The sequence below is a fragment of the Streptomyces pratensis genome (assembly GCF_016804005.1).
Lineage (GTDB): Bacteria > Actinomycetota > Actinomycetes > Streptomycetales > Streptomycetaceae > Streptomyces > Streptomyces pratensis_A.
On the sequence record NZ_CP051486.1, the window covers coordinates 6,227,564 to 6,254,230 of the forward strand.

27 protein-coding genes are annotated in these 26,667 nt (G+C 71.0%); 18 read left to right on the top strand and 9 right to left on the bottom strand.

All coding sequences use genetic code 11. The annotated features are described in order from the left end of the window. Window positions 1-65 precede the first annotated feature (65 nt). Both HED23_RS25785 and HED23_RS25790 read left to right on the top strand, forming a co-directional pair. A complete protein-coding gene (locus tag HED23_RS25785; RefSeq protein ID WP_203185762.1) occupies window positions 66-1,034 on the top strand; it encodes a helix-turn-helix transcriptional regulator in 969 nt (322 codons plus the stop codon). Window positions 1,035-1,116: 82 nt separating this feature from the next. Further along, entirely contained in the window at window positions 1,117-1,638 is a 522-nt protein-coding gene (locus HED23_RS25790; RefSeq protein WP_203187634.1) for a DUF4240 domain-containing protein, read from the top strand. Window positions 1,639-1,677: 39 nt separating this feature from the next. Here HED23_RS25790 and HED23_RS25795 read toward each other — a convergent pair whose 3' ends face one another. Beyond that, window positions 1,678-2,232, bottom strand: coding sequence for a GNAT family N-acetyltransferase (locus tag HED23_RS25795; protein WP_203185763.1), 555 nt, complete (start codon window positions 2,230-2,232; stop codon window positions 1,678-1,680). Window positions 2,233-2,318: 86 nt separating this feature from the next. Here HED23_RS25795 and HED23_RS25800 point away from each other — a divergent pair, with 86 nt between their 5' ends. Next, window positions 2,319-3,218, top strand: a complete 900-nt coding sequence (locus HED23_RS25800; protein ID WP_203185764.1) for a TIGR01777 family oxidoreductase — start codon at window positions 2,319-2,321, stop codon at window positions 3,216-3,218. A gap of 184 nt (window positions 3,219-3,402) precedes the next feature. Next, window positions 3,403-4,716 (top strand): NAD(P)/FAD-dependent oxidoreductase, encoded by a 1,314-nt coding sequence (locus HED23_RS25805; RefSeq protein WP_203185765.1) that lies wholly within the window; start codon window positions 3,403-3,405, stop codon window positions 4,714-4,716. A 49-nt stretch (window positions 4,717-4,765) separates the two neighbouring features. Here the strand turns inward: HED23_RS25805 and HED23_RS25810 are convergent, their stop codons facing one another. Then, window positions 4,766-6,394, bottom strand: a complete 1,629-nt coding sequence (locus tag HED23_RS25810) for a regulator (protein ID WP_203185766.1) — start codon at window positions 6,392-6,394, stop codon at window positions 4,766-4,768. A gap of 310 nt (window positions 6,395-6,704) precedes the next feature. Here HED23_RS25810 and lipB point away from each other — a divergent pair, with 310 nt between their 5' ends. The 4 genes from lipB to HED23_RS25830 all read left to right on the top strand — a co-directional run bounded on the left by lipB (window position 6,705) and on the right by HED23_RS25830 (window position 9,833). Continuing rightward, on the top strand, window positions 6,705-7,523 hold the full coding sequence (gene lipB / locus HED23_RS25815; protein ID WP_203185767.1) for a lipoyl(octanoyl) transferase LipB: 819 nt from the start codon (window positions 6,705-6,707) through the stop codon (window positions 7,521-7,523). Between the two features lie 132 nt (window positions 7,524-7,655). Further along, entirely contained in the window at window positions 7,656-8,624 is a 969-nt protein-coding gene (gene lipA, locus HED23_RS25820; RefSeq protein ID WP_203185768.1) for a lipoyl synthase, read from the top strand. Between the two features lie 270 nt (window positions 8,625-8,894). After that, complete coding sequence (locus HED23_RS25825; protein ID WP_203185769.1) at window positions 8,895-9,095, top strand: hypothetical protein; 201 nt, start codon at window positions 8,895-8,897, stop codon at window positions 9,093-9,095. 30 nt (window positions 9,096-9,125) lie between these two features. Continuing rightward, entirely contained in the window at window positions 9,126-9,833 is a 708-nt protein-coding gene (locus HED23_RS25830) for a DUF4191 domain-containing protein (RefSeq protein WP_203185770.1), read from the top strand. A 270-nt stretch (window positions 9,834-10,103) separates the two neighbouring features. Here the strand turns inward: HED23_RS25830 and HED23_RS25835 are convergent, their stop codons facing one another. Further along, window positions 10,104-10,571, bottom strand: a complete 468-nt coding sequence (locus HED23_RS25835; RefSeq protein WP_203185771.1) for an RDD family protein — start codon at window positions 10,569-10,571, stop codon at window positions 10,104-10,106. A gap of 222 nt (window positions 10,572-10,793) precedes the next feature. On the opposite strand from HED23_RS25835, the gene glnA reads away from it, so the two are divergent. From glnA to HED23_RS25855, 4 genes are all read left to right on the top strand, one after another. Then, window positions 10,794-12,203, top strand: coding sequence for a type I glutamate--ammonia ligase (glnA, locus tag HED23_RS25840; RefSeq protein ID WP_203185772.1), 1,410 nt, complete (start codon window positions 10,794-10,796; stop codon window positions 12,201-12,203). A gap of 347 nt (window positions 12,204-12,550) precedes the next feature. Further along, on the top strand, window positions 12,551-12,943 hold the full coding sequence (locus HED23_RS25845) for a type II toxin-antitoxin system RelE/ParE family toxin (protein ID WP_203185773.1): 393 nt from the start codon (window positions 12,551-12,553) through the stop codon (window positions 12,941-12,943). Between the two features lie 43 nt (window positions 12,944-12,986). Next, a complete protein-coding gene (locus HED23_RS25850) occupies window positions 12,987-13,355 on the top strand; it encodes a helix-turn-helix domain-containing protein (protein ID WP_203185774.1) in 369 nt (122 codons plus the stop codon). Then, window positions 13,352-13,822, top strand: a complete 471-nt coding sequence (locus HED23_RS25855) for a hypothetical protein (RefSeq protein ID WP_203185775.1) — start codon at window positions 13,352-13,354, stop codon at window positions 13,820-13,822. The genes HED23_RS25850 and HED23_RS25855 overlap by 4 nt, the downstream gene beginning before the upstream one ends. A gap of 217 nt (window positions 13,823-14,039) precedes the next feature. Here HED23_RS25855 and HED23_RS25860 read toward each other — a convergent pair whose 3' ends face one another. The 5 genes from HED23_RS25860 to HED23_RS25880 all read right to left on the bottom strand — a co-directional run bounded on the left by HED23_RS25860 (window position 14,040) and on the right by HED23_RS25880 (window position 18,984). Continuing rightward, complete coding sequence (locus HED23_RS25860) at window positions 14,040-15,851, bottom strand: choline/carnitine O-acyltransferase (protein ID WP_203185776.1); 1,812 nt, start codon at window positions 15,849-15,851, stop codon at window positions 14,040-14,042. A gap of 99 nt (window positions 15,852-15,950) precedes the next feature. Further along, window positions 15,951-16,757 (bottom strand): class I SAM-dependent methyltransferase, encoded by an 807-nt coding sequence (locus tag HED23_RS25865; RefSeq protein WP_203185777.1) that lies wholly within the window; start codon window positions 16,755-16,757, stop codon window positions 15,951-15,953. Window positions 16,758-16,810: 53 nt separating this feature from the next. Continuing rightward, entirely contained in the window at window positions 16,811-17,680 is an 870-nt protein-coding gene (locus HED23_RS25870) for an arpA protein (protein ID WP_203185778.1), read from the bottom strand. A 144-nt stretch (window positions 17,681-17,824) separates the two neighbouring features. Further along, window positions 17,825-18,631: a hypothetical protein gene (locus HED23_RS25875; protein ID WP_203185779.1), complete on the bottom strand. Its 807-nt coding sequence runs from the start codon at window positions 18,629-18,631 to the stop codon at window positions 17,825-17,827. A gap of 83 nt (window positions 18,632-18,714) precedes the next feature. Then, complete coding sequence (locus HED23_RS25880) at window positions 18,715-18,984, bottom strand: hypothetical protein (RefSeq protein WP_203185780.1); 270 nt, start codon at window positions 18,982-18,984, stop codon at window positions 18,715-18,717. A 119-nt stretch (window positions 18,985-19,103) separates the two neighbouring features. Here HED23_RS25880 and HED23_RS25885 point away from each other — a divergent pair, with 119 nt between their 5' ends. After that, complete coding sequence (locus HED23_RS25885) at window positions 19,104-19,463, top strand: arsenate reductase family protein (RefSeq protein WP_203185781.1); 360 nt, start codon at window positions 19,104-19,106, stop codon at window positions 19,461-19,463. A 210-nt stretch (window positions 19,464-19,673) separates the two neighbouring features. Here HED23_RS25885 and HED23_RS25890 read toward each other — a convergent pair whose 3' ends face one another. Next, the gene (locus HED23_RS25890; RefSeq protein ID WP_203185782.1) at window positions 19,674-20,603 is read right to left on the bottom strand and encodes a Gfo/Idh/MocA family protein; all 930 of its coding nucleotides are present in this window, start codon (window positions 20,601-20,603) and stop codon (window positions 19,674-19,676) included. 205 nt (window positions 20,604-20,808) lie between these two features. Between HED23_RS25890 and glnII the strand changes: the two genes are divergently transcribed. The 5 genes from glnII (at window position 20,809) to HED23_RS25915 (ending at window position 26,654) form a co-directional block, all read left to right on the top strand. Beyond that, window positions 20,809-21,843 carry a glutamine synthetase gene (gene glnII / locus HED23_RS25895; protein WP_203185783.1) on the top strand — a complete coding sequence of 345 codons (1,035 nt, stop codon included), beginning with the start codon at window positions 20,809-20,811 and terminating at the stop codon, window positions 21,841-21,843. Window positions 21,844-22,253: 410 nt separating this feature from the next. Beyond that, window positions 22,254-22,883, top strand: coding sequence for a winged helix-turn-helix domain-containing protein (locus HED23_RS25900; RefSeq protein ID WP_203185784.1), 630 nt, complete (start codon window positions 22,254-22,256; stop codon window positions 22,881-22,883). Between the two features lie 178 nt (window positions 22,884-23,061). Then, window positions 23,062-24,327, top strand: coding sequence for a sensor histidine kinase (locus HED23_RS25905; protein WP_203185785.1), 1,266 nt, complete (start codon window positions 23,062-23,064; stop codon window positions 24,325-24,327). Beyond that, window positions 24,312-24,959 (top strand): LuxR C-terminal-related transcriptional regulator, encoded by a 648-nt coding sequence (locus HED23_RS25910; RefSeq protein WP_203185786.1) that lies wholly within the window; start codon window positions 24,312-24,314, stop codon window positions 24,957-24,959. The genes HED23_RS25905 and HED23_RS25910 overlap by 16 nt, the downstream gene beginning before the upstream one ends. 183 nt (window positions 24,960-25,142) lie before the next feature. Next, a complete protein-coding gene (locus HED23_RS25915) occupies window positions 25,143-26,654 on the top strand; it encodes a DUF1996 domain-containing protein (protein ID WP_203185787.1) in 1,512 nt (503 codons plus the stop codon). The last annotated feature ends 13 nt before the right edge of the window (window positions 26,655-26,667 follow it).

Below are 26,667 nucleotides of genomic sequence, written 5' to 3' on the forward strand. Positions count from 1 at the left end.
GTGGGTACCGGGTCTCCCGGTACCCACCCCCGCTGCGTTCGCCGGGTCCGCCGCACAATGGTCGGATGCGTGCTGCCCGGCTGATCAAGATGGTGCTGCTCCTGCAGTCCCGGCCCTCCATGACCGCCGCCGAACTGGCCGGGGAGCTGGAGGTGTCGGAGCGCACCGTGACCCGGGACGCCCAGGCACTCTCCGAGGCGGGCGTGCCGGTGTACTCCGAGCGCGGCCGGGCCGGTGGCTACCGGCTGGTGGGCGGCTACCGCACACGGCTCACCGGGCTGGCCCGTCATGAGGCGGAGGCCCTCTTCCTGTCCGGGCTGCCCTTCGCCCTGCGCGAGATGGGGCTGGACGACGCCGCTTCGGCCGCCCGGCTGAAGGTCTCGGCCGCCCTGCTCCCCTCTTTCCGGGACGCCTCGCACACCGTCGCCCGGCGCTTCCATCTGGACGCCCCCGGCTGGTACCACGATCCGGCCACCCCCGAACTGCTGCCCGCCGTCGCGGAGGCCGTCTGGGACGACCGTCTGGTCCTGGCCCGCTACCGTCGCCGGCCGTCGGACGAGGTGGAGCGTGAGCTGGCCCCGTACGGGCTCGTCCTGAAGGCAGGGGTCTGGTACCTGTGCGCCCGGGCCGGGGACGACTTCCGGGTGTACCGGATCGACCGGTTCACCGAAGTCACCGTGTCGGAGACGCGCTTCGCACGCGACGAGGACTTCGACCTCCCGCGCTTCTGGGAGGAGCGGGCCGCGCAGTTCGCCCGGTCGATCCTGCGTACCGAGGTGACGGTCCGGCTTTCGGAGGAGGGCGTAAGGCTGCTGCCGCACGTGGTGGACCGGGCAGCCGCCGAGGATGCGCTGGCCGGGGCTTCGGTGCCGGACGGGGACGGCCGGCTCACGGTCGTCCTGCCGGTCGAGTCGGAGGAGGTGGCGTACAGCCAGTTGCTGGGCCTCGGGGCCGATGTGGAGGTCCTGGTTCCCGCCGCCCTGCGCGAACGCTTTGCCGATACCGCCGAACGAATGCGCGACATCTATCGCTGAAGTGGCCCGGAAGTGATGCCGAAGGCTTAATTCGGTGTCTGGGCGTGCGTCGCCTGCCGTCGGGGCAGATGCTGGACCCGTGATGGACGAGACGGAGTTCTGGGAGATCATCGACAGCACCCGCGAGGCCGCCGAGGGCGACCCCGAGGACCACGCCGACCTGCTCGTCGAACGGCTGGTGCAGCGCGATCCCGAATCCGTGCTGGATTTCGCCAGGCACTTCGAGGCCCGCTACAACCGCGCGTACCGCTGGGACCTGTGGGGGGCGTCGGCCGTGCTGCTCGGCGGGGCGAGCGACGACGCGTTCGACTACTTCCGCTGCTGGCTGATCGCACAGGGCCGGGAGGTCTTCGAGGGTTCGGTGCACGACCCGGACAGCCTGGCCGAGCTGCTGGACGACTTCGACGAGGAGGTCGACGGGGACGGCGAGGACATCGGCTACGCCGCCGACGAGGCCTACGAGCAGCTCACCGGGCTGGTCACCCCCGACCTGGGACTGCCTCCGCAGCCGGCGGAACCGGCGGGCACGCCCTTCGGCTTCGACGACGACACGGCGCTGGCGGAGCGTTACCCCGCGCTCTGGGAACGCTTCGGTCCGGTCTGAGGCCCCAAGGTGTCAGGGCCGGGATTCGGGGCCGGGGAGTCAGGGCCGGGGGTCAGGGCCAGGTGGCGAGGGTGCGAGCGAACGGCCCATCAGGACGTCGTCGACGTACCGCCCGCCCAGGAAGAACTCCCCGGGGAGGACACCCTCGACGGCGAACCCCTCCGCCGCGTAGAGCGCCCGAGCCGCGGTGTTGTGGCCGAGCACCCGCAGGGTGATCCGTCCGGCGCCCTGCCTCCGCGCCTCGGCGTACGCCGCGCGCAGAAGGGCGCGCGCGACGCCGTGACCCCGAGCCCAGTCGGCGACGGCGAGGCCCTGTATCTGGCGGACGTGGGCGTTGCAGGCGAGTGGGGTCGGGCGGCCCAGCCGGAGGTATCCGGCCATGTGCGTCCCGCCCGCGCCGATGGCCGCCTCGGCGACCAGGAACTCGCCGGGCGGGTGCCGGTCGTCGAAGAACGGCGCGTACGGCGGCTGCGGCCTCGGCTGCACGGCGTGGAGGGTCGACCAGGTGGCCCGGTCGAGCTCCCCGAGGGCGGTCTCGTCCTCGGGCACGGCGGGCCGGACGGGGCGGAGGGAGCGGAACCGGTGCACGGACATGCCCGCCACTCTGCCACGCGTGCTCCTCGTCCCCACCGGCGCTCCACTCCCGCGTGACCGGACGCACATGGGGCAGGATGGACGTCATGCCGCACTCCCGAATCGCCGTCACCGGATCGACCGGACTCATCGGAGCGGCGCTCGTGCGCTCGCTGCGTTCCGACGGGCACGAGGTGGTGCGCCTGGTGCGCCGCCCGGCCGCCACCGGCGACGAGGTGGAGTGGGACCCGAAGCGCCAGTACGTCGACGTGGCGGGCCTGGTCGGCTGCGACGCGGTCGTCCACCTCGCGGGCGCCGGCGTCGGGGACCACCGGTGGACCGAGGCGTACAAGCGGGAGATCCGTGACAGCCGGGTGCTCGGCACGGCCGCCGTCGCCGAGGCGGTGGCTTCACTCGACACCCCGCCGAAGGTGTTCCTGTCCGGCTCCGCCGTCGGCTTCTACGGCGACACCGGCGACCGTGCCGTCGACGAGGGCGCGCCGCCCGGAGAGGGCTTCCTGCCGTCCGTGTGCGTGGAGTGGGAGGAGGCCACCGCCCCGGCCGAGGAGGCGGGTGTACGCACGGTCCACGCACGGACCGGACTCGTCGTCTCCCGGCGGGGCGGGGCCTGGGGACGGCTCTTCCCGCTGTTCAAGGCGGGGCTCGGCGGGCGGATGGGGAACGGCCGGCAGTACTGGAGCTTCATCGCGCTGCACGACCACGTCGCGGCGCTGCGGCACATCCTGGACACGGAGACCCTGTCCGGGCCGGTGAATCTGACGGGCCCCTCCCCCGTCACCAACGGCCAGGTGACGGCCGCCATGGGACGGGTCCTGCGGCGCCCCACCCTGTTCACCGCCCCGGCGCCCGCGCTGAAGCTCGCGCTCGGCGACTTCGCGGGGGACGTCCTGGGCAGCCAGCGGGTGCTGCCCGGCCAACTTCTCGACTCGGGCTTCGCGTTCGCCTTCCCGGGGATCGACGACGCCATCCGCGCCGCACTGCGCTGACCGTCGTCCGGCCTGCCGGGGGACCGGCGCCGGGCCGCCGTGCGACCCCGTGCACCGATGCCCTGGCTGCGCGCGACTGCGCCTCTCTCGGCCATACACCTACTCTCGACCCGAACTCGGGCATTCCGGGGGCCTGTTGGGGGCAATAGCCCCCCACCAGTCGCACCGACTCGGGGAGGGGCACGTGCTCAGGGCACACACAGCGGACCACGCGGATGTGGTCATCATCGGGGCCGGTATCGCCGGCCTGTCGGCGGCCCACCAGCTCATCAGCGCAGGGGTGGACGTCAGCGTTCTGGAGGCCGCCGCGCACGTGGGCGGCCGGATGGCCACCGACGACGTGGACGGATTCCGGCTCGATCGTCTCGGCCCACTGTTCAGTTCCGCGTATCCGGAGCTGAACACCACCCCGGGGCTCGAAGGACTGACACTGCGGGACTTCTCCCCCGGGGTGCTCGTGCACAGCGGGGGGCGGCAGTACCGCGCCGGGGACGTGCGCAGCGCGCGGGGCGCACTCCGTGCCGTGCGCTCCCGGTCGAGCGCCCCAAGAGCGCCCTTGGGCGGGGCGATCGAACAGGCCAGGCTCGGTGCCTGGCTGGCCCGTCTCGCCACCACTCCGGAGTCCCGGATCCTGGCACGGCCCGACAGGGCCGCGCCGGAGACGCTGTCGGCGCGCGGGCTCTCGCCCCGTGTCGTCGGCGGATTCCTGCGTCCCCTGCTCTCGGCGCTGCTCGGCGATCCCGGGCTCACCACGTCGAGCCGCATCGCGGAGCTCACCCTCCGGGACTACGCGCGCGGCCGGCTCTGCGTGCCCACGGGCGGTTCCGCGACGCTGCCCGAGCTGCTGGCGGCCGCCCTGCCACCCGGGACCGTACGCACCGGGGTGCATGTGACGGCCGCCGACATCACCTCCGTACACACCAAGGAACACGGAGAGCTCGGCTGCCGGTCGCTCCTGCTGGCCACCGGCGCGGGAGCCGCCGCCGAACTGCTGCCGGGTCTGCGGGTGCCGGCCTTCCACCGGGTGACCGTGCTGCACCACACGGCGAGGGAGGCACCGACGACCGGCCGCCGCCTGCTGCTGGACGCGGACCGCTCGGGGCCGGTGGCCCACACCGCCGTGATGAGCGAGGTCGACCCCTCGCGCGCCCCGCACGGCCGGGCCCTGATCACCTCCACGGTGCTCGGGCCCCCGCCGCCGGACCTCGACGGCGCGGTGCGGGCGCACCTCGCCGCGCTGTACGGCACGCCCACCGGAGACTGGGAGCTGCTGGCGGCCCATCACGACCCTGAGGCAGTCCCCGCCATGCCTCCGCCGCACGATCCGCACCGGCCGGTCCGGCTGCTCGCCGGGCTGTACGTGTGCGGCGACCACCGCGACACCAGCACGGTCCAGGGGGCCCTGCGGTCCGGCCGGCGCGCCGCCTCGGCGATCCTCGCGGACCTGGGGGTGCGCCCGGCGCAGGCGGACGGGACGGAGCTGCCCGCCGCCGCGTAGGGGCTTCCGTCCGGATCGGTCCTGCACGAACCGGACGGAAGGCTCCGGGTCAGCCCAGCGCGGCGACCCGGTCGCGGTATCCACGCACGGCGACCGCGTCCCTGTACGGCTCCAGGCGGCGCTCGAAGTCCCGTACGTACTCCGTCGCGCGCACCGAACGCATCTCCGCCGCCTGCTGGGCCGCCTCGGCGCCCAGCAGGCAGGCCTGGTCCAGCTCCCCGAGCCCGAGCCGCGCGGAGGCGAGCACCACCCGGCAGAAGAGCCTGCTCCGGGCGTAGGCCGGTGCGCGCAGCTGGAGCGAGCGCTCGGCGTGCTGGGCGGCGACGCGGTACTGCTGCAGGTCGCGGTGGCAGTGGCCGAACTCGTCGGCGAGCTGGGCCTCGTCGAACCAGCGGGCCCAGTGCGGCACGTCGTCCCCTGGACGGGAGCTCCCCAGCGCGCGTTCCGCCCGCATGAGCGCGGCGACGCAGGCCCTGGTCTCACCGAGGACGCCGTGTCCGCGCGCCTCGACGGAGTGCAGCAGGGCCATGACGACGGGGGGTGCGGAGGAGCCGATGCCCTGGTGGGCGACGCGTGCGAGCTGGACGGCCTCCCTGCCGTGTCCGAGGTAGACCGCCTGCCTGCTCATCGTGACCAGCACGAAGGCGCCGTACGCCCGGTCCCCGGCGGCCTGCGCGAGCCGGAGCGCCTGGACGAAGTAGCGCTGGGCGAGACCGTGCGCGGCGATGTCGTACGAGGTCCATCCGGCCAGCCGGGTCAGATCCGCCGCCGCGGAGAACAGCCGTCTGCCCAGTGCCTCGCCGTAACTCCCGCGGAGCATGGGCTCGGCCTCGTGTTCCAGGTACCGGACGAGCGCCTGCCTGGCGTGGCCTCCGCCGTAGGCGTTGTCCAGGGTGCGGAACAGCTCGCCCACCGAGCGCAGGGCGGCGACGTCGCCGCTGCCGACGCGCTGGCCCGTACCCCTGTCGGTCTGCCGCTGGCGCGGGACGCCGAGGGGCGGCGCCGCGGGAGAGGGCGGTCGTGAGGAGCCGGGCCCTCGGGTGCCGCCGGCCCGGACGACCGGGACGCCCGCCCCGTGCGTCGTGGCGGGGGCGCCGGGTGCCTGAAGGGTTCCGGCCCCGTTGCTCCGGTGCAGCGCGTGCGGGGCCAGGGGCCCCTGGGCCCCGGCGGGGAAACGCGGTGAGGGCAGGCCGGCGGTGCCGTTCGCGCGGTCCGGCGGCACACCCCTGCCGACCCATTCGTCGGGCCGCCCGATCAGCCAGTCCCTGCTGGGGACGACCAGCCCGGCGGGTGTGAACGCGATCTTGCGCAGTTCCGCATGGCTGCCGGAGTCCTTGCGCCACAGCCCGCTGACGATGTCGACGGCCTCGGCGGGCGTCGCCGCGAACTCCAGACCGGCGTAGACGGGCGCACACGCGTCCAGGCCCAGGTCCTGCGCGGAGAGCCGGCGCCCGAGCCGTCTCGTGAAGACCTCGGCGATCAGCGCGGGGGTGGTGCCCCGGGGCTGCTGGCCGCGCAGCCAGCGGGTCACCGAGGTCTTGTCGTATCGCAGGTCGAGCCCGTGTTCGAGGCCGAGCTGGTCCACCCTGCGGGCCAGGCCCGCGTGGGAGAACCCTGCCTCCGCGATGAGAGCAGCGAGCCGCCGGTTCGGGGTGCGCTGCGGAGGTCGTTCCGACATCAGCTGTAAGGTCTCCTGCCTTCGGCGCCGGGCGAGCAGCCCTATACGGGCCCCCCAGATCGGGAGCGGGCGAGCCCGTTATGGAACGGCGCGAACTTAGCCGCCCCGGGGGTGGCGCCAGCGACCTTCGCTCCACATTCATCCGATCGTGTGAGGATTGTCGGATCGCTGACGGAAATCCACCCGCCCGCAACCTGCCGGACCTCGCCTTCCGGGGCGGTCGTACAGTGGCTGGGGGCGCACATGCATGGTGACGCGGCACCGGGGACACCCCCCGGCCCTCCGGCACCGCGAGTAGGGAGGCACCCGAGTGAGTGAGCTGCGGTTCGTCCGTCTGGGATTCGGCGAGGAACGGGTCGACTACCAGGAGGCCTGGCAGAAGCAGCGCGAGGTCCATGCCGCCCGGTTCGAGGACACCGTCCCCGACACCTGCCTGCTCCTCGAGCACCCGCCCGTCTACACGGCGGGACGGCGTACCACCGAGAGCGAACGCCCGCTGGACGGCACCCCCGTCGTCGACGTCGACCGCGGCGGGAAGATCACCTGGCACGGTCCCGGACAGCTCGTCGGCTACCCGATCCTGAAGCTGCCCCGTCCGGTGGACGTGGTCGCCCATGTCCGTCGCCTCGAGGACGCGCTGATCCGCACGGCCGCCGAGTTCGGCGTGGAGACCAGCCGGGTCGAGGGACGCAGCGGCGTCTGGGTCCTCGGCGACCCGGTCGAGGACCGCCCCGCGCTCGGAGGGCTCTCGCTCGACTTCGACCCCCGGCTGCACGACGAGGAGTTCGACCCCCGGCTGAACGGCCCCGAGTACGCGCCGTCCAACGCCGGTCAGCGCCGCGAGGACCGCAAGCTCGCCGCGATCGGCATCCGGGTCGCCAAGGGCGTGACCATGCACGGCTTCGCGCTGAACGTGAACCCGGACAACACCTGGTTCGACAGGATCGTGCCGTGCGGCATCCGGGACGCGGGCGTGACCTCGCTCTCGTACGAACTGGGCCGCGAGGTCACCATCGCCGAGATCCTCCCGGTCGCGGAGAGACACCTGAGGGACGTCCTGGAGAACGCGGAGCTCGCACCGCGCGCCGTCGGGACCCCGGAGCCCGCGAGGGCAGCGGCCCCGGCCTGAGGTGTCCGCACGGGCCCGTTCGGAATAGGGCCTGTCGGCCACAGGTTGGCCATACGTAAGACCGTTCTAACCACGGGCGTACCCTGGTGTTCGCCGAAGAATCCAATGCAGCGAAAGCAAAGGGGTGCCGGAGTGTCCGGTGTCGCACCCGACGGGCGCAAGATGCTGCGCCTGGAGGTCCGAAACAGCCAGACCCCCATCGAGCGCAAGCCCGAGTGGATCAAAACCCGGGCGAAGATGGGCCCCGAGTACACGAAGATGCAGGCGCTCGTCAAGGGCGAGGGTCTGCACACCGTGTGCCAGGAGGCCGGCTGTCCGAACATCTACGAATGCTGGGAAGACCGCGAGGCCACTTTCCTCATCGGCGGCGACCAGTGCACCCGGCGCTGCGACTTCTGCCAGATCGACACGGGGAAGCCGCAGGCGCTGGACCGTGACGAGCCCCGCCGCGTCGGCGAGTCCGTCGTCACCATGGACCTGAACTACGCCACGATCACCGGCGTCGCACGGGACGACCTGGAGGACGGCGGCGCGTGGCTCTACGCGGAGACCGTCCGCCAGATCCACGCCCAGACCGCCGGACGCGAGAGCGGCGCCACGAAGGTGGAGCTGCTCATCCCCGACTTCAACGCGGAGCCCGAGCAGCTCGCCGAGGTCTTCTCCTCGCGCCCGCAGGTGCTCGCGCACAACGTCGAGACGGTCCCGCGCATCTTCAAGCGGATCCGCCCCGGCTTCCGTTACGAGCGCTCCCTGGAGGTCATCACGCGGGCCCGTGAGGCCGGCCTGGTGACGAAGTCCAACCTGATCCTCGGCATGGGCGAGACCCGTGAGGAGGTCAGCGAGGCGCTCCAGGACCTGCATGACGCGGGTTGCGAGCTCATCACGATTACGCAGTACCTCCGGCCCTCCGCGCGCCACCACCCCGTCGAGCGCTGGGTGAAGCCGCACGAGTTCGTGGAGCTGAAGGACGAGGCCGACGCGATCGGTTACTCCGGCGTCATGTCGGGGCCGCTGGTGCGGTCCTCGTACCGCGCGGGACGCCTCTTCCAGCAGGCGATGGAGCGGCGCGGTGCGACCGCCGCTGCCGCACCGGCCGTGTGAATCGGCGCACAAGAGATTACTGAACAGTAATAGCCGCATCGACGCGGCCCGTACGTCCCCCGCAGGTCGGGGGCCCGTATGGGCCGCGTCGGCGTGCGCGGCACCGAAATCAGAGTTTCATTGGTGTTTGACCGACCGGTCATGCACTGGTAACACCAAGCAGTGACCCTAGGTACAAACGCGGTGGCTCCCGCAGCCCCCGTCGTCATTGCTTCCCGCTACCCAGTGCGCGCCGGGCGCGCGCATCCGCTCCGAGGGGGAACACCCACCATGCACGCCGCACCGGTACGAGCCACCGCCATCCCGACCGTCACCACCGCGCTCCGCGCGGTCGAGTCGCTGCTGATGGGCAGCGGCCAGCGCACCGCCCGCCGCAACGCCTGGACGGCGGTCCTGGAGGACCGCCGCAGGGCACAGGACCGGGTCGAGGCGGAGTACGTGCTGAAGGCTGTGGCCGACCACCGTTCCTAGGTCACTCCCGGGCCACGTAAACTTCGGTACATGGCGAGGAAGGCAAACACTGAAGGCGCGGACAGCGCCGAGAACGCAGGGCGGCTCAAGCAGATCGCCCTGACCTACAAGATGACCAGGCGGTCGGACCCCAAGGTGGGTCTTGTCGTCGCGGGTGTGGGAATCATCACCTTCGGTGTCCTCCTCGCCATCGGCTTTCTGATCGGTCACCCCATCTACGCGGGCATCCTGGGCTTCGTCCTGGCGTTCCTCGCGATGGCCATCATCTTCGGCCGGCGTGCCGAGCGCGCGGCCTTCGGTCAGATGGAGGGACAGCCGGGCGCAGCCGCGGCGGTCCTGGACCGGGTGGGCCGCGGATGGACCACGACCCCGGCCGTCGCGATGAACCGCAGCCAGGACGTCGTCCACCGGGCGGTCGGCAAGGCGGGCATCGTGCTGGTGGCCGAGGGCAACCCGAACCGGGTGAAGAGCCTGCTGGCGGCCGAGAAGAAGCGGATGGCCCGCATCGTCATCGACGTACCGGTGCACGACATCATCGTCGGCGACGGCGAGGGCCAGGTGCCGCTGAAGAAGGTACGCACCACGATGCTGAAGCTTCCGCGGGTCCTGACCGGCCCGCAGGTGACGGCGGCCAACGACCGGCTGCGGGCGATGGGCGACCTGATGAGCAACATGCCACTGCCCAAGGGTCCGATGCCGAAGGGCATGCGGATGCCGCGCGGCGGAAAGATGCGCTGACCGAGCACGTGCCAGGAGAGCGGCCCCGGACGATCCACTCGTCCGGGGCCGCTCTCTTCGTACCTCATGGCGCCTTGCCCGGGGCCGCTCTCGCCGTGCACCTGCCGCACGCCCGGGGCCAGGCCCCTCTGTACCCCTGCCGCTTGCCCGGGGCCGCTCTCCGCGTGCTTCCGCTGCGTTGCCCGGGGCCGCGCTTCTACGTGCTTCCGCAGCCACACCCGGGCCGCACCTCTGGATGCGCCCTCGCGCGGGGCCCGCCGGACGGACGGCTCAGCTACGGACCTGGACGGCGCGGGCCAGCCGGTCGTGGAGGCCGCGGTTGTCGCGGTCCCAGACGATCGCCGGGATCACCAGGAGCAGCAGCACGCTCCGGACGGCGACGCGTACGACACCGAGCCTTCCGCCGTCCTCGGCGATGACGCGCAGGCCGAGAATCCGCTTGCCCGGGGTGGAACCGACCGTTCCGACCGTGAGGAGGCTCATGACGAGGAAGATGCCGAGCGCCCAGTTCCCGGTCGCCTGCTGATCACCGCGAGCGAACAGCCCGTATGCGATCAGCATGCTCACGGCCCAGTCGATGAAGAGGGCCCCGAAGCGCCGGCCGAGCGGGGCCACGGACCCCGGGCCTTCCTGGGGCAGACCGAGGCGCTCGCCCCGGTAACCGAAGTCGGCGCCCATCTCCTCGGCTGCCGCGCGCGGCCCCGAGAGCCACGATCCGATTGCTTGCCTGTTGTCCACCCGTCCACGGTACTGCGCCCGTGTTTGCACCCGGCCGGGCGGGGCACCGGACACGTCGCTGAGGTGCCCCTCACAGGCACCCTGGTTAACTTGTGCGAAACAAATGGGTCATGCTGGAGAAATCCCGTTTGCCTAAGGTCGGGTCCAGCGTGTGCCACCGCACTGGCCACACAGACGAGCTGCAACCCCGCCCTTTCCCGGGTCGGGAGTAGGAGGAGTTGGATGTTCCAGAACGCCGACGAAGTCCAGAAGTACATCGCCGACAACGACGTCAAGTTCGTCGACGTCCGGTTCTGCGACCTGCCGGGTGTGATGCAGCACTTCACGATCCCCGCAGCGTCCTTCGACCCGGCCGAGGAACTGGCTTTCGACGGCTCGTCGATCCGCGGCTTCCAGGCCATCCACGAGTCCGACATGGCGCTCCGCGCGGACCTGTCGACGGCACGGGTCGACCCGTTCCGCCGCGACAAGACCGTGAACATCAACTTCTTCATCCACGACCCGATCACGGGCGAGCAGTACAGCCGTGACCCGCGGAACGTGGCCAAGAAGGCCGAGGCCTACCTCGCGTCGACCGGCATCGCCGACACCGCGTACTTCGGCCCCGAGGCCGAGTTCTACGTCTTCGACAACGTCCGCTTCCAGACGTCGGCGAACGAGAGCTTCTACCACATCGACTCCGAGGCCGGCGCCTGGAACACCGGTGCGGTCGAGAACAACCGTGGTTACAAGGTCCGCTACAAGGGCGGCTACTTCCCGACCCCGCCGGTCGACCACTTCGCCGACCTGCGCGCCGAGATCTCCATGGAGCTGGACAAGAACGGCCTCCAGGTCGAGCGCCAGCACCACGAGGTCGGCACCGCCGGCCAGGCCGAGATCAACTACAAGTTCAACACGCTGCTCGCCGCGGCCGACGACCTGATGCTCTTCAAGTACATCGTGAAGAACGTCGCCTGGCGCAACGGCAAGAGCGCGACCTTCATGCCGAAGCCGATCTTCGGTGACAACGGCTCGGGCATGCACGTCCACCAGTCCCTGTGGTCCGGCGGCTCCCCGCTGTTCTACGACGAGCAGGGCTACGCCGGCCTCTCGGACATGGCGCGCTACTACATCGGCGGCATCCTGAAGCACGCCCCGTCGCTGCTGGCGTTCACCAACCCGACGGTGAACTCCTACCACCGGCTGGTCCCCGGCTTCGAGGCCCCGGTCAACATGGTGTACTCGCAGCGCAACCGCTCCGCCGCGATGCGCATCCCGATCACGGGCTCCAACCCGAAGGCCAAGCGCGTCGAGTTCCGCGCCCCGGACCCGTCCTCGAACCCGTACCTGGCGTTCTCGGCCCTGCTGATGGCCGGCCTGGACGGCGTCAAGAACAAGATCGAGCCCCCGGAGCCGATCGACAAGGACCTCTACGAGCTGGCCCCCGAGGAGCACGCGGGCGTCCAGCAGGTCCCGACCTCGCTCCCGGCGGTCCTCGACGCGCTCGAGGCCGACCACGAGTACCTCCAGGCCGGCGGGGTCTTCACGCCCGACCTGATCGAGACGTGGATCGACTACAAGCGCACCAACGAGATCGCCCCGATCCAGCTCCGCCCGCACCCGCACGAGTTCGAGCTGTACTACGACCTCTAGGCGGTCCGGTCGGTGACCTGGGTCGTGGGCACCGCCCGGCCCGTTCACCGAACTGATGTCAGGAGTACCGACGAGGGCAGCTACCCGAGGAACGGGGTAGCTGCCCTCGTCGGCTTTTCCTGGCTTCGCCCGCGGTCGCAGCTCCCCAGTACGCCGCACAGGCGATGGCATGCGCGAGGTCTTGGCGGGTGTGCACCGCACATCGCTACGACCGCGGCTCCGCGCCTGCCGTCTCCAGCCCCGCAAAGCCGCCTCGTCCCGACTGGACGCACACCTCTCACTGTCTGTGATGACTGAAGCGCGCGCGGTAGGATCGACGCCGCGCTAGGCATGGGAGACGGGGGCCGATGGCCAAGAAGTGGGAGCTCTATCGGTCATCGGTGGGCGCCGAGGTGGTCCAGAAGGAGATCACCAAGTGCCGCCTGAAGCGGGACGAGTTGGTCCGACTCCAGAAGATCATGGAGCGCACGGCCAGGGATGAACTGTTGCCCAGGGATCGCAAGTCTCTGGGTGAGGGGCTCTGGGAACTGCGACTGAACTGCGGCGAGCGCATCTTCAGGCTGTTCTACAGCGAGATCGAGGGCGGCGGCCCCGTGCTGCTGGGGCTCAAGTTCGCGAACAAGAAGTCGACCCAGGGAATTAAAACCGATCCCGGCGATATCGAGACCGCACGCAAACGGCTGTCCGAGTGGCAAACCAGGTCTGTCAGTGACGGTTCCACTCCCCAGGCGTTGAAGTGATATCGGTCCTGAGCGATACTCGGCAGTCAGGGAAGGAGTGACCATGGACGAGCACCTGGCTGGACTGCTTGGCCTTGATCTCGACGATGCACGAACAAGCGCCGCTGCCGGCGACACCGACTCGGTAATGATGCTCGTAGAAACCCTGGTAAAGCATCGCAAGGCGTGTCGGATCACTCAGAAGCAGGTCGCGCAGGCCATGGAAACGACTCAGTCCGCCGTTTCGGACTTCGAGAGGCTCGGTGGCGATCCCCGGCTGTCCACAATCATGCGCTACGCCAGAGCCGTGGGCATGGCTGTCGCAACCAAGGCGCACGTCGTGGACGAGCCCGCACTGACCGAGAGCTGGGAACCCTTGGCGCACAGTGCGGAGCCCGTGCCTGTAGCAGGGGGCCGACGTGATGTCGCATGAGCGCTGACCCACCGCACGAGGTGTCGTCACTCGCAGAACTGCAGCAGCTCGCCGAACTCATCGACATCATCTATTACGAGGTCAGTGGGCGCAGGTCCGACGGCTTCGACCAGCCCGGCGACGACGCGGAGGAGGAAGGCGACGACCGCGCCGACATGCAGCTCATGCAACGCATGGAGGGCAACCGCCTGGCGGTCCGTACGCGTGCTCTGGTCGCGACATCGGAAGGGCGAATGGTTGCTGACGTCGCCGCCCTGTTCCAGACCCCCGACCCCGTCATCATCCCGGCGGACATCGCGAAGCGCTTCGCTGAAGTCATCGCAACACCCGTGACGCGGCCCTACCTGCGGGAAGCCCTCCATCAATCTGCTGTGAAGCTGGGCATCGCTGCCCCGCTCCTCTCGGTGCTGGATCTCGAAGATGTCGGGCTCTCGCCCACGGTTGCGCTGCGGAAGTCCGCACCGTAAGGCACAAGGTCTTCCCTGGGTCAGGTCGACCCGCGTCACACACGGCTCGCCCCTGGTCTGTCCTCGCCCCACTGTTGTAGGGGCGCGATTCAGGGTGCCCGTCCGGAGAGAACCACCGTACGAACGACCTGTCCGCCCTCGGCCCGCGGCCGAGAACGCGCGAGGCCCGACGGCGCCGGAGGAGGGGGTCTGCAGCCCCGTCCCCCGGCGCCCCGCGTCAGTCCGTCAGCAGGTCCCGGAGTTCCGCGACCGCCTCGCGCAGGTGTTCCGCGAAGGCGTGCATCTGGTCCGCCACCGTGAGCGGGGTGCTCAGGTAGAGGTTGAAGCGGTCCGGCAACAGGACGTAGGCGACGCCGATGCAGCGGCTGCTCGTGGAGCCGAAGCCGAAGTACTGGATGTTCTCGGACGGCGCCGAACTCGTGCTCAGGTAGTCGTCCCGCATGGTGAGCCAGCCCGGGGAGCGGTACAGCGCGGGCTGTTCGCGCACGCCGAGTTCGTCGCCCCGGCGGCGCTGGATCAGTTCCAGCTCCCAGAGGTGCTGCTCGGGGGCCTCGCCCGCCTGGCATTCCTTCGCCCGCGTCACATGGGCCGCCGCGGCGGCGCGGAAGGCTGCGCGACGGGTGTCACGGTCGGCGGCGGGGTCGTCCATCGCCGCGACGAAGCCGGGCATCTCGGGGGTGACGACGCGCATCGCCTCGGTGCGGCCGTAACGGTACTGGCGGGTGGCGATCGACTCGTACGTGGCTCCCAGGTGGCCCTTGGCCCGCTGGTGGGCAAGCTGGTACGCGGCCTGCACGAAGGCATCCGGGGATACTCCGAGCGCCTTGGCGGCCGTGCTGCCGAAGTCGGCGAACGACACGGTGCGGGTGGCGGTGTCGTGGCCGTAGGCGGCGAACGCGTCCGCTGCGGAGCGCACCCGCGACCGCAGGGACGCGTCCAGCTCGAAGGTCAGGGGGTGGGGCACCGGCTCACCCTGGGGGCGCGCCCCGGACCGGCGCGAGTGCTCGTCCGCCGGGGTGCCGAGCAGGGCGTCGGTGAAGCTGAGGATGGTCGTGCCGTCCAGCTCGCAGTGCTCGACGTTGATACCGGCCCGGCCGTCCGCGTAGACGACGAAGGAGACGGCCTTGTCGAACCAGCGGTTACCGCGGTCGCCGTAAAGGAGTTCGTCGCAGGCCGACTGGGTGTCCTCGGGCGCGAAGTCCTCCAGGCAGACGCAGAAGAGAGCGGTCTCGATGTCGTCGAGCGTCCGGGCGTTGCCGGGGTGGCCGTCGACGAGTGACGCACGGGTGGCCGCCCATTCCGCCCGGGCCATGGTGGTGAGGTGGCCGGCCCTCTCGTCCTCGGCCGTGTGGACGTCGGCCTTGGTGACGGCGCGCAGCCCGGCCTCGATCTCGTCGAGGCTGTGCGGGACACCGTCGGGGCCGAGCACGTCGAGCCGGAACATGGTGCCCCGGAAGAACACCACGATGTGCCGGGCGCTGGACGGCCCCGGCGACTGCTCGCTGTACGGGGCGCGCACGGTGTCCAGCGGCACCCCGGGGACACGGGTCGTGGAGAAGAGGTACGTGTTCTGCACCATCGACTGGGGAACGCCACGCTGCTCCACCGGCGCGATCAGCCCCTCGTCGAGCTGCCGCTTGTAGTGCAGCGCCCCCGCGACGAGCCCGGCCGCCCGGTCGAGCTGCCCCTGGCCGCTGTCCTGGAACAGGAAGAAGAAGTTGGCGTTGAGCGCGATCCGGTCCCGGCGGCCGAGATAGCGGTACGGCCAGAAGGTGTCGAGCCAGCTGTGCACACCCTCCGTCGCGTCGTACTCCGCGAGCGCGGCGTGCAGGGTCCGGCCGGGGCCGTCGGGCCGCAGGAAGGCGGCGACCTCGGCCTCTGTCGCCGCCCGCTCCTCGGCGGTCAGCAGCGGAGCGCACCAGGCGAGGAACCTCTCGCAGCTCGCCTCCAGCGTGGGGAGCGGCACACGCGGAAGGGTGCCCTCACGGGTGAAGACCGCTACGGCTGCTTCTTCCTGACTGACGTTCAATGCGGCTCTCTTCTCGATGAGTCGGTGAGTCGGTGAGTGGGTGAGTCGGTGAGTGGGTGAGTCGGTGAGTGGGTGAGTCGGAATGTCGGTACGCGCGGTCTACCGGGGCCGGGGCCTTGAGAGATGGAGCTGAGCGTAGAGCCAGCCGTCCTCCTCCAGCCCGCTCGCGTCCACGCCGGCGGCGGCCAGGCTGTCCAGGACGCCCCTCTGTTCCTGCGGGCCCGCGAACCGCCGCTGTTTGAAGACCTCGTCGACCCGGGTCGTGCGGTAGCCCAGCTCCGCCAGGGCGTCGTCGACACGGTCGAAGGGGAACATCCGCAGCACGAAGTGCGCCATCCAGGGGAGGCGGCCGTCCTGCGCCTCGACGACGCGGGTGAGGGTGCGCTCGGTGACGTAGCCGATGCAGCCCGTCGAGATCACCAGGTCCGTCCCGGCGAGCCGGTCGCGCTGGGCCGGTGTCGGGTCGTCCGCCTCCAGGTCCGCGTTGACGGTGTCGTCGAGGAACCCGGCTTCGCGGGCGTAGGCCAGGGCGTCGGCGGAGGCGTCCAGGCCGGTGAAGCGCAGAGCGTGCGCGGGGCTGCGGGAGCGGGACAGGGCCCGGTCGCGCTCGATCAGCCCGTCGCGGGAGGCGGGTCCGCTGCCGTCGTAGCGCGCGTACAGCTCGTCCATCGTGACGTCGTACTTGAGCAGGGCTGCGTTGATCCCGTACGAGCAGCCGATGTCCAGTACCCGTGGGGCGGCCACCTGCTCGGTCTCCCGGTACTCCTTGACTAGCTTGTCGAACCACGGCTTGGCGAGTTGGGGAACGCAGTAGCCCAGCGGGCGGAGCACCTGGAAGTACGTGCGCGGGTCGGGGGCGGTGTAGATGTGGTCCAGCGAGACTTTTCCTGACGCGTCGAGACGCAAGGGGCTTCTCCTCGGTGGGGCGCGTGGCAGTGCCTGAACCGTTCGCCGGCGTACTAGTCCAGCAGCTGGTCGCCCCGTACCGCCCTGCCTTCGGCGGCCAGGTGTTCGGGAAGTACGCGGCCGAAGAGCTGCCGAGTGCGAGCCGCGCTCCCGATGACTCCGGGGCGCTCGCTGTAGGCGAAGATCGCACTGTGGCGTGCGAGGGCGCCGCGGACGGGGCTCACCCGGTGCAGCGAGTAGCGGCCCTTGAACAGCTGCAGGTCGCCGGGCCTGAGGGGCAGGCGCTCCGGATGCCGTGCGCCGCGGCCGTCGAGGACGTCCCGGACGTCGTCGAAGCACTCGTCGGTGGCGGACCTGATGTTCGGGCAGTACTCGAAGGAACCGCCCTCCTGGGCCTCCTGAGTCAGCATGCTGACCGTGTACTCGTTGGTGTCGAAGTGCCAGGGGTGCTCCATGCCCGGCCGTACGACGTTGAGCACGAGCCCGGAGAGCGGGTCGGCCAGCTCGTGGAGGCGGGGCAGCCCGAAGCAGTCGGCGACGAGGCGCCGGAACGACTCGTGGGCGTAGAGCCTGCTGATGAGGGAGTCCCCGGGGATGCGGTCGCGGGCGACGAACGCGTTGCCGCGCTCGAAGGTGCGCCGCCCTGGATGGTCATCGGGCAGGTCCGTGTCCACGTCGATGTTGTAGACGTTGACCGTCTCCACGTCGAAATAGGCCTGCGGGGCGAGGGCCGCGCACTCCTGTCGCAGGACCTCGTGGAGCGAGGGCCGGATGAAGTCGGGCAGCACGGTGCAGCCGGCTCCGGCCAGTTCGCGTCCCGCCCGGGCGACCACGGCGCGGGTCACGCTGCTCTCGGGGTCCGACAGGGGGTAGCGGTCCGTGTCGACCACTTGGTCGAGCGTGATGGCTTGCAGAGTGCTCATTCGACCCTCTCCACGCGCACGTCGGTAACTCAACTGACGAGTAACAGAGCTGAAGTTCCCACAGCACCGCTGTGTTGTCTGTGACACGCCACACTTCCCGACGGCGCGGACGGTGGCCAGGGGGTCTTTCCGGCCGTGCCGGGGTCAGCCGAGGTCGAGGACGGGGCGCATGTTGAAGTCCTCGAACATGTCCTCGCCCTCGGGCCCGTCGAGGAATTCGGCCGTGGCCGGGTTGCGGTTCGCCGTGGCCAGCGGCAGCCATTCGAGCAGCGTTCCGTAGCCCCCGCAGACCGCCTCTCCACCGTCACCGCCGTATACGGAACCGGGGTCGGAGGTCATCTCGGCGGTCTCGTACACGTCGAAGGCGATGTGCAGCCCGAAGGCGTTGGGGAGGTGCTGCGGGCCCTTGCCGCCGCCGTAGGGGGACGTGTCCGCCGGGATGCCGTCCCCCCAGCGGAACAGCGTGCCGGCCCCGGCTCCGCAGGCGTGCTCCCACTCGTCGGGGCGGGGCAGCCGCAGGCCCTGCTCCGCGAGCAGCGCCGGTATCAGCGCGGGGAGTTCGGGGAGCTTCATGGGCTCCAGCGCCATCAGTACGGTGGGCAGGGTGACGGTGCGCAGCGGGGTCATGACACGCGCGAGTTGCGCGCGCGGGTCGGTCTCGAAGCCGAAGCCGCCCGCGAGGCTCTCCTCGCGGTAGGAGGCGAGCTGCTCGGGGAGCGGCTGCCAGGCGTCCACGTCGAAGCCGACGGTCACCTCACCGCCGGGTATCAGGGCATAGCGTTCACCGGCCCGCTCGATCACCGCACGGTGCCCGACGAGGTCCCGGGCCGGGGACGCCTCCAGCCCGCGGAGGAGGCCGCCGGCCCGACGGGCGGCCTCCTCCGCGCAGCGCGTGGCGGTGGCCGTGTCCATGGCACGCCAGCGGTCGAGGCTCAGGTCGGTGAGAGACATGGCACGCAGTCTCGCACCCGTCCCGCACGGAGGGAGAAGGGCGCCCGTGCCCCCGGCACTTCCGGGGGCACGGGCGGGCCGGCTCAGCGGCCGTAGCGGATAAGCGTGCGGACCATGCGGCAGGTGGTGTCGGACGGCGGGTGGATGGCAAGCCGGTCCGCCGTCGCGCGGATACGGGCGTTGTCGGCGCTCGACGGCTGGTACACGCCCGTGTCGAGCAGGGCTATCGCCAGGCGCATGGCCTTGAGGCGGCGGTTGTGGGAGACGTACCACTCGCGGGGCCGGCCCGCGGGGAGCGGCTTCTTCCGCAGCGGCTTGTGGAGCGGCTCGGTCGTGACTGTGGCAACGGCCATCGGCAACCTCCTGGCACGGTGGTGGAACCCTCACGAACTCCCTTTATTCTACTGGCCCCCACTGACAATCGCCCCTGGCCAGAGGGCCTTTCGAGGATCCCTCCCGTACCCTGGGCCCCATGGAGATCTGGATCAATCCCGCCTGTTCCAAGTGCCGCAGCGCGGTGAGTCTGCTCGACGCGGAGGGCGCCGAATACACGGTCCGCCGCTACCTGGAGGACGTTCCTTCACCCGAGGAGATCCGGGCCGTGCTCGACCGTCTCGGGCTGGAGCCGTGGGACATCACCCGGACCCAGGAGGCGGAGGCGAAGGAGCTCGGGATCAAGGAGTGGGCGAAGGACGCGGGTTCGCGGGAGCGGTGGATCACCGCGCTGGCCACCCATCCGAAGCTGATCCAGCGACCGATCATCACCGCGCAGGACGGCTCGGCCCTGGTGGCGCGGACGGACGAGGCGGTACGGGACGCGCTGGGGCGCTGAGGAAGTCCTCGACGCGGCGGCTGATCCCGGCGGCGCCCGGGACACCCGGCGGCACGGAGTGACGGGCGGCGCCCTCCACCGTCGCCGTCCCGGCGTGCGGGAGGAGCCTGCGGGCCGCCGCGGCGACCCGTCCGGCGTCGTGGGCCCGGCTGTTCCCCGCGAGCAGTACGGGCGACTCCGTCGTCCTGCTCCACGGGAGCGGCAGGCGGATCAGGGCCGCCTCGGGCCCGTCTGCGCCTCCGCCTCCGCGAGGATCTCGGTGAGCCGCAGCCCGAACCGTACGTCGCAGGGGTGTGCGACCCCCGTACGCGCCGCTTCGGACAGCGCGTCCACGGCCGCCCCGAACGCGCCGATGGCGTCGCCGCCTCCGGTGGGAAGGCCTGACACTCCCTTCTCGCCCCGGAATTCGACCTCGGTCCCGGCCGCGCCCTCCGGCGCGTCCAGGGCGAGCGTCACCGTGCTGGACGCACCGGAGGTGTGGCGCAGCAGCAGGTGCGTGGCGTCGGCCGGACCACGGACCGCGACCACCTCCGTCACGTCGCCCAGGACCGGGATCAGGACCGAGAGCGCGTGCGGGCCCACGTCCCACAGGCCCCCCTTCTCGCGACGCCAGGGTGAGGCGGCGAACTCGTTGCTCGTACCGGGGGCGAACAGTGCCCCGATCCATGAGGCGCGCGCCGTGAACCAGCCGCCCTCGGCGGCCTGCTCGGCGATCCAGTCGGCGGTGCCCTCGGCGAACCGCAGCGTACAGAAGAGGACGGAGGCGACCCCGGCCCGCTCGGCGGCGTCGGCGGCCTCGCGCGCGCCCGCCACGGTGGTGGCGACCGGCTTGTCCAGCAAAAGGTGGCACCCGGCGTCCGCTGCCCGCGCGGCGAGGGGCGCCTGGATGTCCGGCGGTACGGCAAACGCCACCGCGTCGCTCGCGGCAAGGAGCGCGTCGAGGCCTTCCTCGCCCGTGTACGCCCCGGTGCCGTGGGCCGAGGCGAGGGCGTCCGCCGCGTCGGGGCGGCGGCCCCATACGCCGCTCAGTACGGCACCGGGGTGCGCGGCCAGGGCGGGGGCATGGGTCAGGCGCGCCCAAGGGCCCGCCCCGACGAGGCCTATCCGCATCGGCCCGGCGGAAGCTGCGTGTGTGGTCATGCCGTCAGTCTGCCCGGAGCGGGACGCCGGCGCGGAACGTATCCAGTGCGCCGCAGGGTGAGACGGCCCCGGGCGGTGTGGACCTGCCGTCCGACACCCTCGGGAAACCTCGGTAACACGGGGTTCACATTCGGGCAACGGTCGGGAAATCGCACCTTGCGAAGCTGCGCACCATAGACCGCAGCACCCGCAAAGGATGGCGTCCGTGACGTTCAAGGCTGAGTACATCTGGATCGACGGCACCGAGCCGACCGCCAAGCTTCGTTCGAAGACGAAGATCATGGCCGGCAGCCCCGCGCAGGACGTGGCGGATCTGCCCATCTGGGGCTTCGACGGTTCGAGCACCAACCAGGCCGAGGGCCACGCCTCCGACCGGGTCCTGAAGCCGGTCTTCACGTGTCCGGACCCGATCCGCGGCGGTGACGACATCCTCGTCCTCTGCGAGGTCTTCAACATCGACATGACTCCGCACGAGTCGAACACCCGCGCTTCGCTGCGTCCCGTCTCCGAGCAGTTCGCGGGCCAGGAGCCGATCTTCGGCATCGAGCAGGAGTACACCTTCTTCGACGGACACCGTCCGCTCGGCTTCCCCGAGGGCGGCTTCCCGGCCGCGCAGGGCGGCTACTACTGCGGCGTGGGCTCCGACGAGATCTTCGGCCGCGACATCGTCGAGAAGCACCTGGACAACTGCCTCAAGGCGGGCCTCGCCATCTCCGGCATCAACGCCGAGGTCATGCCCGGCCAGTGGGAGTTCCAGGTCGGCCCGGTCTCCCCGCTGGAGGTCTCGGACCACCTGTGGGTCGCCCGCTGGCTGCTGTACCGCACCGCCGAGGACTTCAACGTCTCCGCGACCCTGGACCCGAAGCCGGTCAAGGGCGACTGGAACGGCGCGGGCGCGCACACCAACTTCTCCACCAAGGCCATGCGCGAGGGCTACGAGGCCATCATCACCGCGGCCGAGTCGCTCGGTGAGGGCTCGAAGCCGATGGACCACGTCAAGAACTACGGCGCGGGCATCGACGACCGCCTGACCGGTCTGCACGAGACCGCCCCGTGGAACGAGTACAGCTACGGCGTCTCCAACCGCGGCGCCTCGGTCCGCATCCCGTGGCAGGTCGAGCAGGACCAGAAGGGCTACATCGAGGACCGTCGCCCGAACGCCAACGTCGACCCGTACGTGGTCACGCGGCTGATCGTCGACACCTGCTGCACCGCGCTGGAGAAGGCCGGCCAGGTCTGATCCGTCACCGGCTCGGTACGAAGGGGCGTCCGCACACGGGCGCCCCTTCGGCGTGCCCGGCCGTCGCCACGGCCGGGCGGCGCCCGGGAGCACGCGTGAACGGCCGGGAACGGCGGCTACGGGAGGGGATGGTGAGGAACCTGACACAGTGGTCCGTATCGACGGGTGAGAGAACCCTGCTGCGCGGCCCGGATCTCTGCTTCAATGGGGACATGGCCAGCTTCCAGTACACCGCGTCGGGTCGCAGCGACCTCGAGCCGTTCTGGCCCTCTCGTCAGCATCATGACTTCGACCGGGTGTGTTGCCGCGCGTGGAACGCGCAGGCCCTCTAAAGCCGCCTCATCCCGGCCTTCGGCCCGCGCGCACGACGTACGTCCTCGACGACTCCTCGCGCGAAAGAGCTGACCCTCATGGCGAACACCAGTACCTTCTCCACCGCGTCCGCCGCCACCGCGGCGCCCGCGGTGTCCGCTGCGGCCACCACCACCGCCCGCAACACCCTGTCCCCCAACCGCCCCCGGCTGCGTGCCGTCGACCGTGACGAGGTCGCCGAACTCCCGGACGTGGCCGGCTTCCTGCCGCCGGGCGCCACCTGGCTGCCCGCGCCCCGGCACACGCTTCCGGCACTGCCGGGCAGGCCTCCGATGGTCGGCTACCTGGTGCTCGTGCCCGCCGACCAGCAGCCCGCGCTCGCCGGGGCCGTGGCGTCCGCCCAGCACCGGGAGTTCGTGCCGGCGCCGGAGGCCGACGCTCCGGCGGGCGGGCCCGTCCAGATCGACTCCACGCGGCGCACCGCCGCCGTGGACGGCGTCACCCTCGATCTCACGTACCTCGAATTCGAGCTGCTGGCGCACCTGGTGGCGCACCCGCACCGGGTGCACACCCGCGATCAGCTCGTGACGACGGTCTGGGGTTACGGGCACGTGGGCGACGGGCGCACCGTCGACGTCCACGTGGCCCGGCTGCGCCGCAAGCTGGGCGCCGAGCACCGCCGGTCGATCCAGACCGTGCGGCGCGTGGGCTACAAGTACGCGCCCTGATCACGCACCGTTCGCACAGCAGGCCCCGGGGCCCGTCCCGGGGCCTCCCGCCGTTCCGGGGGTGGTGCCAGGTACACCCCCCGTCGGGTGGCGGAACGGCTGACGGTGGTCCCCTCCCACAGGCGAGACTGGGCGTCGAACGGGAACCGACGTGGGCCCGGTGAGGGGAGAGACGATCATGCAATGGGCACAGTCCCGGGTACGGGCCGCGCTGCTGACCGGTGGGCGTGCGTTCGTCCTCTCGTTCGTGAGCATCGCGGGTTCGGCCGCCCTCCTCGTCCTGTCGCTCCTCTCGATCACCGTCATCCTGCTGGGTGTCGGGCTGGTCACCACGCCGCCGCTCATGGAGGCGGTGCGCAAGCACGCCGATCAGCGGCGGCGCCTCGCCGGGTCCTGGTCGGGCATCCGCATCCCAGTCCCCTACCGGCCGTTCCCGAAGGATCTGCGCACCGGCTTCACCGGACAGGTCGAGCGCACCACGCTCCTGCTGAAGGACCCCGCGACCTGGCGGGACCTGCGGTGGCTGCTGCTCGACATGACGGCGGGATACGTGCTGCTGGTCCTCACCTTCGCGCTGCTGGTCTACCCGCTGGAAGGGCTCGTCCTTGCGGCGGGGCTGTGGCGGGTGTTCGAGGACAGCACGTACTGGTACGGCTTCGTGCCGGTCAGCAGCCAGGCGACCGGTCTGGCAGCCGCGGCGCTCGGCGTCGCGATCTTCGTCGCGGCGATGTGGGCGAGCAGGCCCTTGCTGCGGCTGCACTTCGTGCTCGCCCGGTCGGCGCTGTCGCCCGCCCCGGGTGAACTCGCGCAGCGCATCGACCGGCTCACCGAGACGCGCCACGAGGCCGTGGACACCGCGGCGTCCGAACTGCGGCGCATCGAACGGGATCTGCACGACGGGGCGCAGGCCCGCCTGGTCGCCATGGGTATGAACCTCGGCACCATCGAGGCGCTCGTCGAGAAGGACCCGGCGCAGGCGAAGAAGCTGCTGGCGATGGCCCGCGCGTCCTCCGCGGAGGCCCTGACCGAGCTGCGCGACCTCGTGCGGGGCATCCATCCGCCGGTGCTCGCCGAACGCGGGCTCGGGGACGCGGTGAAGGCGCTGGCCCTGCGCATGCCGATCGCGTCCGAGGTGACCGTGGAGCTCACGGGCCGTGCCGAGGCACCGGTGGAGTCGGCTGCGTACTTCGCCGTCAGCGAGGCCCTGACCAACGTGGTGAAGCACGCGGACGCCGACCGCGTATGGGTGGACCTGCACCATGCCGAAGGCACGCTGCGCATCTCCGTCACGGACGACGGCAAGGGTGGTGCCCTGCTCGGAAACGGCTCGGGTCTGAGCGGAATCGAACGTCGACTGGGTACATTCGACGGCGTACTGGCCGTCAGCAGCCCTGCGGGCGGTCCCACCATGGTGACCATGGAGATCCCTTGCGCGTTGTCCTAGCCGAAGATCTCTTCCTGCTCCGCGACGGCCTCGTCCGGATGCTCGAAGCCTACGACTTCGAGATCGCGGCGGCTGTCGAGAGCGGGCCGGAACTGACCAGGGCGCTGGCGGAGTTGAAGCCGGACGTCGCCGTCGTCGACGTCCGGCTCCCGCCGTCCCACACGGACGAGGGCCTGCAGTGCGCGCTGGCCGCACGCCGCGACAGGCCGGGGCTGCCGGTGCTCGTCCTGTCGCAGCACGTGGAGCAGCTGTACGCCCGGGAGCTGCTGGCGGACGGCAACGGGGGCATCGGCTATCTGCTGAAGGACCGGGTGTTCGACGCCGACCAGTTCATCGACGCGGTGCGCCGGGTCGCCGCCGGCGGTACGGCGATGGATCCACAGGTCATCTCGCAGTTGCTGTCCCGGCGCTCGGCCGACGCGCCGATGGGCGGTCTGACGCCCCGGGAGCGTGAGGTCATGGAGCTGATGGCGCAGGGCCGTTCGAATGTGGCGATCGCCTCGCAGATGGTGGTCACGGAGCGGGCGGTGGCCAAGCACACCTCGAACATCTTCGGCAAGCTCGGCCTCCCCGTGTCCGACGACGACAACCGGCGCGTGCTCGCGGTCCTCGCCTACCTCGACCGGGGCTGACCGAGCGTTCCGCCGAGGCCCTCCAGCTTGTCGACACCGGCCGGCCGCATGACGGGCGCGCCTGTGGACGCCCTGCCGGTGTGACGCGCCGACGCGAATTCCCCGCCGGACTGAACGGGCACGGCTGCCGGTCCGTATGGGACGTCACGCTTCTGACTCGAAGCACCGGAGCGGAGGAGTTCCATGGGACGCACATCGCGCAAGAAACGTTCGACACCGGCCAACCGGGCCGTCGCCGCCGCGGCCGCGCTGATCCTGGGCGGAGGCGGGCTGGTCGCCGTCAACGTCTACGCGAGCGCCGGAGAGGGCGGGTCCGGTTCACGTCCGGAGCAGGCCCGGAACGCGGCCCGCCAGGTGTCCACCATCGACTGCCCGGACGCGGGGATCGCCCTTCCCGACGTTCCTGACCGGGCGCGGCCGGAGGTCGACCGTGAACTGGCCGTCATGGATACGCAGATCACCGACGCCTACCGGCAGTTCGCGGACCGCAAGGAGCGGATCGCACGGGACCCGGATCTCGCCGAGAACGCGGTGCTCGGTCCGTTGAGAGCCGAGCGGGCGGCCAGCCTCGACCGGATCGGGATCGCCGTCGAACGGGCCGCGGGCAGCCGCCCGCAGGGTCTGGACGGCCTCGCGGGGTGCGGCCTGCGCGCCGACGACGAGGGCGGCGGCGACACCGGCCAGGACGGCGGCCCCGGATCCGGCGGTGACAGCGGGGAGGGCGGCCAGGATCCCGGCGAGGGCGCGGACCAAGGGCAGGACGGCGGTCAGGGAGAAGGAGACCAGGAGGGCGGCCAGGGCGAGCAGGGCAACGGCCCCGAGGCGGCCGACTTCGTCGACATCGAATCCGTGCGGCCCGACGCCGACCGGCCCCGCAACCGGCGGGGCGCGTCCCGGGGTACGTTCACCACCGACTGCGGCCGTAACGAGAACGGGAAGTTCAACCCGGACAACGTCATCGCCGCCCCCGGGGTGAGCAACGGCGCCCACCACATGCACGACTACGTCGGCAACCAGGCAACGGACGCGTTCGCCGGTGACGACGACCTGGCAGGCGGAGAGACGACCTGCCGGAACCAGGGCGACAGGTCCACGTACTACTGGCCCGTGCTCCGGCTGCAGAACGGTCAGGACGAGAACGACGTGGACGCGGACGGCGGCGGCAGGGACCAGAACACCGGGGAGATCCAGACCCCGTCCCAGGTCACTCTGAAGTTCGTGGGCTCCCCCGTCGGCAAGGTCACGGCCATGCCGCGATTCCTGCGGATCATCACAGGGGACGCCAAGGCCTTCACCAACGGCGATGCCAACGCCCACGCCTCCTGGAGCTGCACCGGTTTCGAGGACCGGCAGCTCACGGACAAGTATCCGATCTGTCCCGAGGGCAGCCAGGTGGTGCGGTCCTTCGCCTTCCAGAGCTGCTGGGACGGGCAGAACACCGACAGCGCCAACCACCGCACCCACGTCGCGTTCGCCCAGGACGACGGCCGGTGCCCGGACGGATTCAGGGCCGTTCCGCAGCTGGTCCAGCGCATCGTCTACGACGTCCCGCCGGGCCCCGGCTTCGCGGTCGACTCCTTCCCGGAGCAGCTGCACAAGCCCGTCACCGACCACGGTGACTTCATCAACGTCTTCGACGACAAGCTGATGAAGAAGGTGGTGAGCTGCATCAACGGCGGACGCAAGTGCCGCTGACGCGCCGATCCCG

Excerpts from the sequence above, each read along its gene's own strand:
- HED23_RS25785 (WP_203185762.1), top strand. The coding sequence starts at position 66 with ATGCGTGCTGCCCGGCTGATCAAGATGGTGCTGCTCCTGCAGTCCCGG.
- HED23_RS25790 (WP_203187634.1), top strand. The coding sequence starts at position 1,117 with ATGGACGAGACGGAGTTCTGGGAGATCATCGACAGCACCCGCGAGGCC.
- HED23_RS25795 (WP_203185763.1), bottom strand. The coding sequence starts at position 2,232 with ATGTCCGTGCACCGGTTCCGCTCCCTCCGCCCCGTCCGGCCCGCCGTG.
- HED23_RS25800 (WP_203185764.1), top strand. The coding sequence starts at position 2,319 with ATGCCGCACTCCCGAATCGCCGTCACCGGATCGACCGGACTCATCGGA.
- HED23_RS25810 (WP_203185766.1), bottom strand. The coding sequence starts at position 6,394 with ATGTCGGAACGACCTCCGCAGCGCACCCCGAACCGGCGGCTCGCTGCT.
- HED23_RS25825 (WP_203185769.1), top strand. The coding sequence starts at position 8,895 with ATGCACGCCGCACCGGTACGAGCCACCGCCATCCCGACCGTCACCACC.
- HED23_RS25830 (WP_203185770.1), top strand. The coding sequence starts at position 9,126 with ATGGCGAGGAAGGCAAACACTGAAGGCGCGGACAGCGCCGAGAACGCA.
- glnA (WP_203185772.1), top strand. The coding sequence starts at position 10,794 with ATGTTCCAGAACGCCGACGAAGTCCAGAAGTACATCGCCGACAACGAC.
- HED23_RS25845 (WP_203185773.1), top strand. The coding sequence starts at position 12,551 with ATGGCCAAGAAGTGGGAGCTCTATCGGTCATCGGTGGGCGCCGAGGTG.
- HED23_RS25850 (WP_203185774.1), top strand. The coding sequence starts at position 12,987 with ATGGACGAGCACCTGGCTGGACTGCTTGGCCTTGATCTCGACGATGCA.
- HED23_RS25855 (WP_203185775.1), top strand. The coding sequence starts at position 13,352 with ATGAGCGCTGACCCACCGCACGAGGTGTCGTCACTCGCAGAACTGCAG.
- HED23_RS25870 (WP_203185778.1), bottom strand. The coding sequence starts at position 17,680 with ATGAGCACTCTGCAAGCCATCACGCTCGACCAAGTGGTCGACACGGAC.
- HED23_RS25875 (WP_203185779.1), bottom strand. The coding sequence starts at position 18,631 with ATGTCTCTCACCGACCTGAGCCTCGACCGCTGGCGTGCCATGGACACG.
- HED23_RS25880 (WP_203185780.1), bottom strand. The coding sequence starts at position 18,984 with ATGGCCGTTGCCACAGTCACGACCGAGCCGCTCCACAAGCCGCTGCGG.
- HED23_RS25885 (WP_203185781.1), top strand. The coding sequence starts at position 19,104 with ATGGAGATCTGGATCAATCCCGCCTGTTCCAAGTGCCGCAGCGCGGTG.
- HED23_RS25890 (WP_203185782.1), bottom strand. The coding sequence starts at position 20,603 with ATGACCACACACGCAGCTTCCGCCGGGCCGATGCGGATAGGCCTCGTC.
- HED23_RS25900 (WP_203185784.1), top strand. The coding sequence starts at position 22,254 with ATGGCGAACACCAGTACCTTCTCCACCGCGTCCGCCGCCACCGCGGCG.
- HED23_RS25905 (WP_203185785.1), top strand. The coding sequence starts at position 23,062 with ATGCAATGGGCACAGTCCCGGGTACGGGCCGCGCTGCTGACCGGTGGG.
- HED23_RS25915 (WP_203185787.1), top strand. The coding sequence starts at position 25,143 with ATGGGACGCACATCGCGCAAGAAACGTTCGACACCGGCCAACCGGGCC.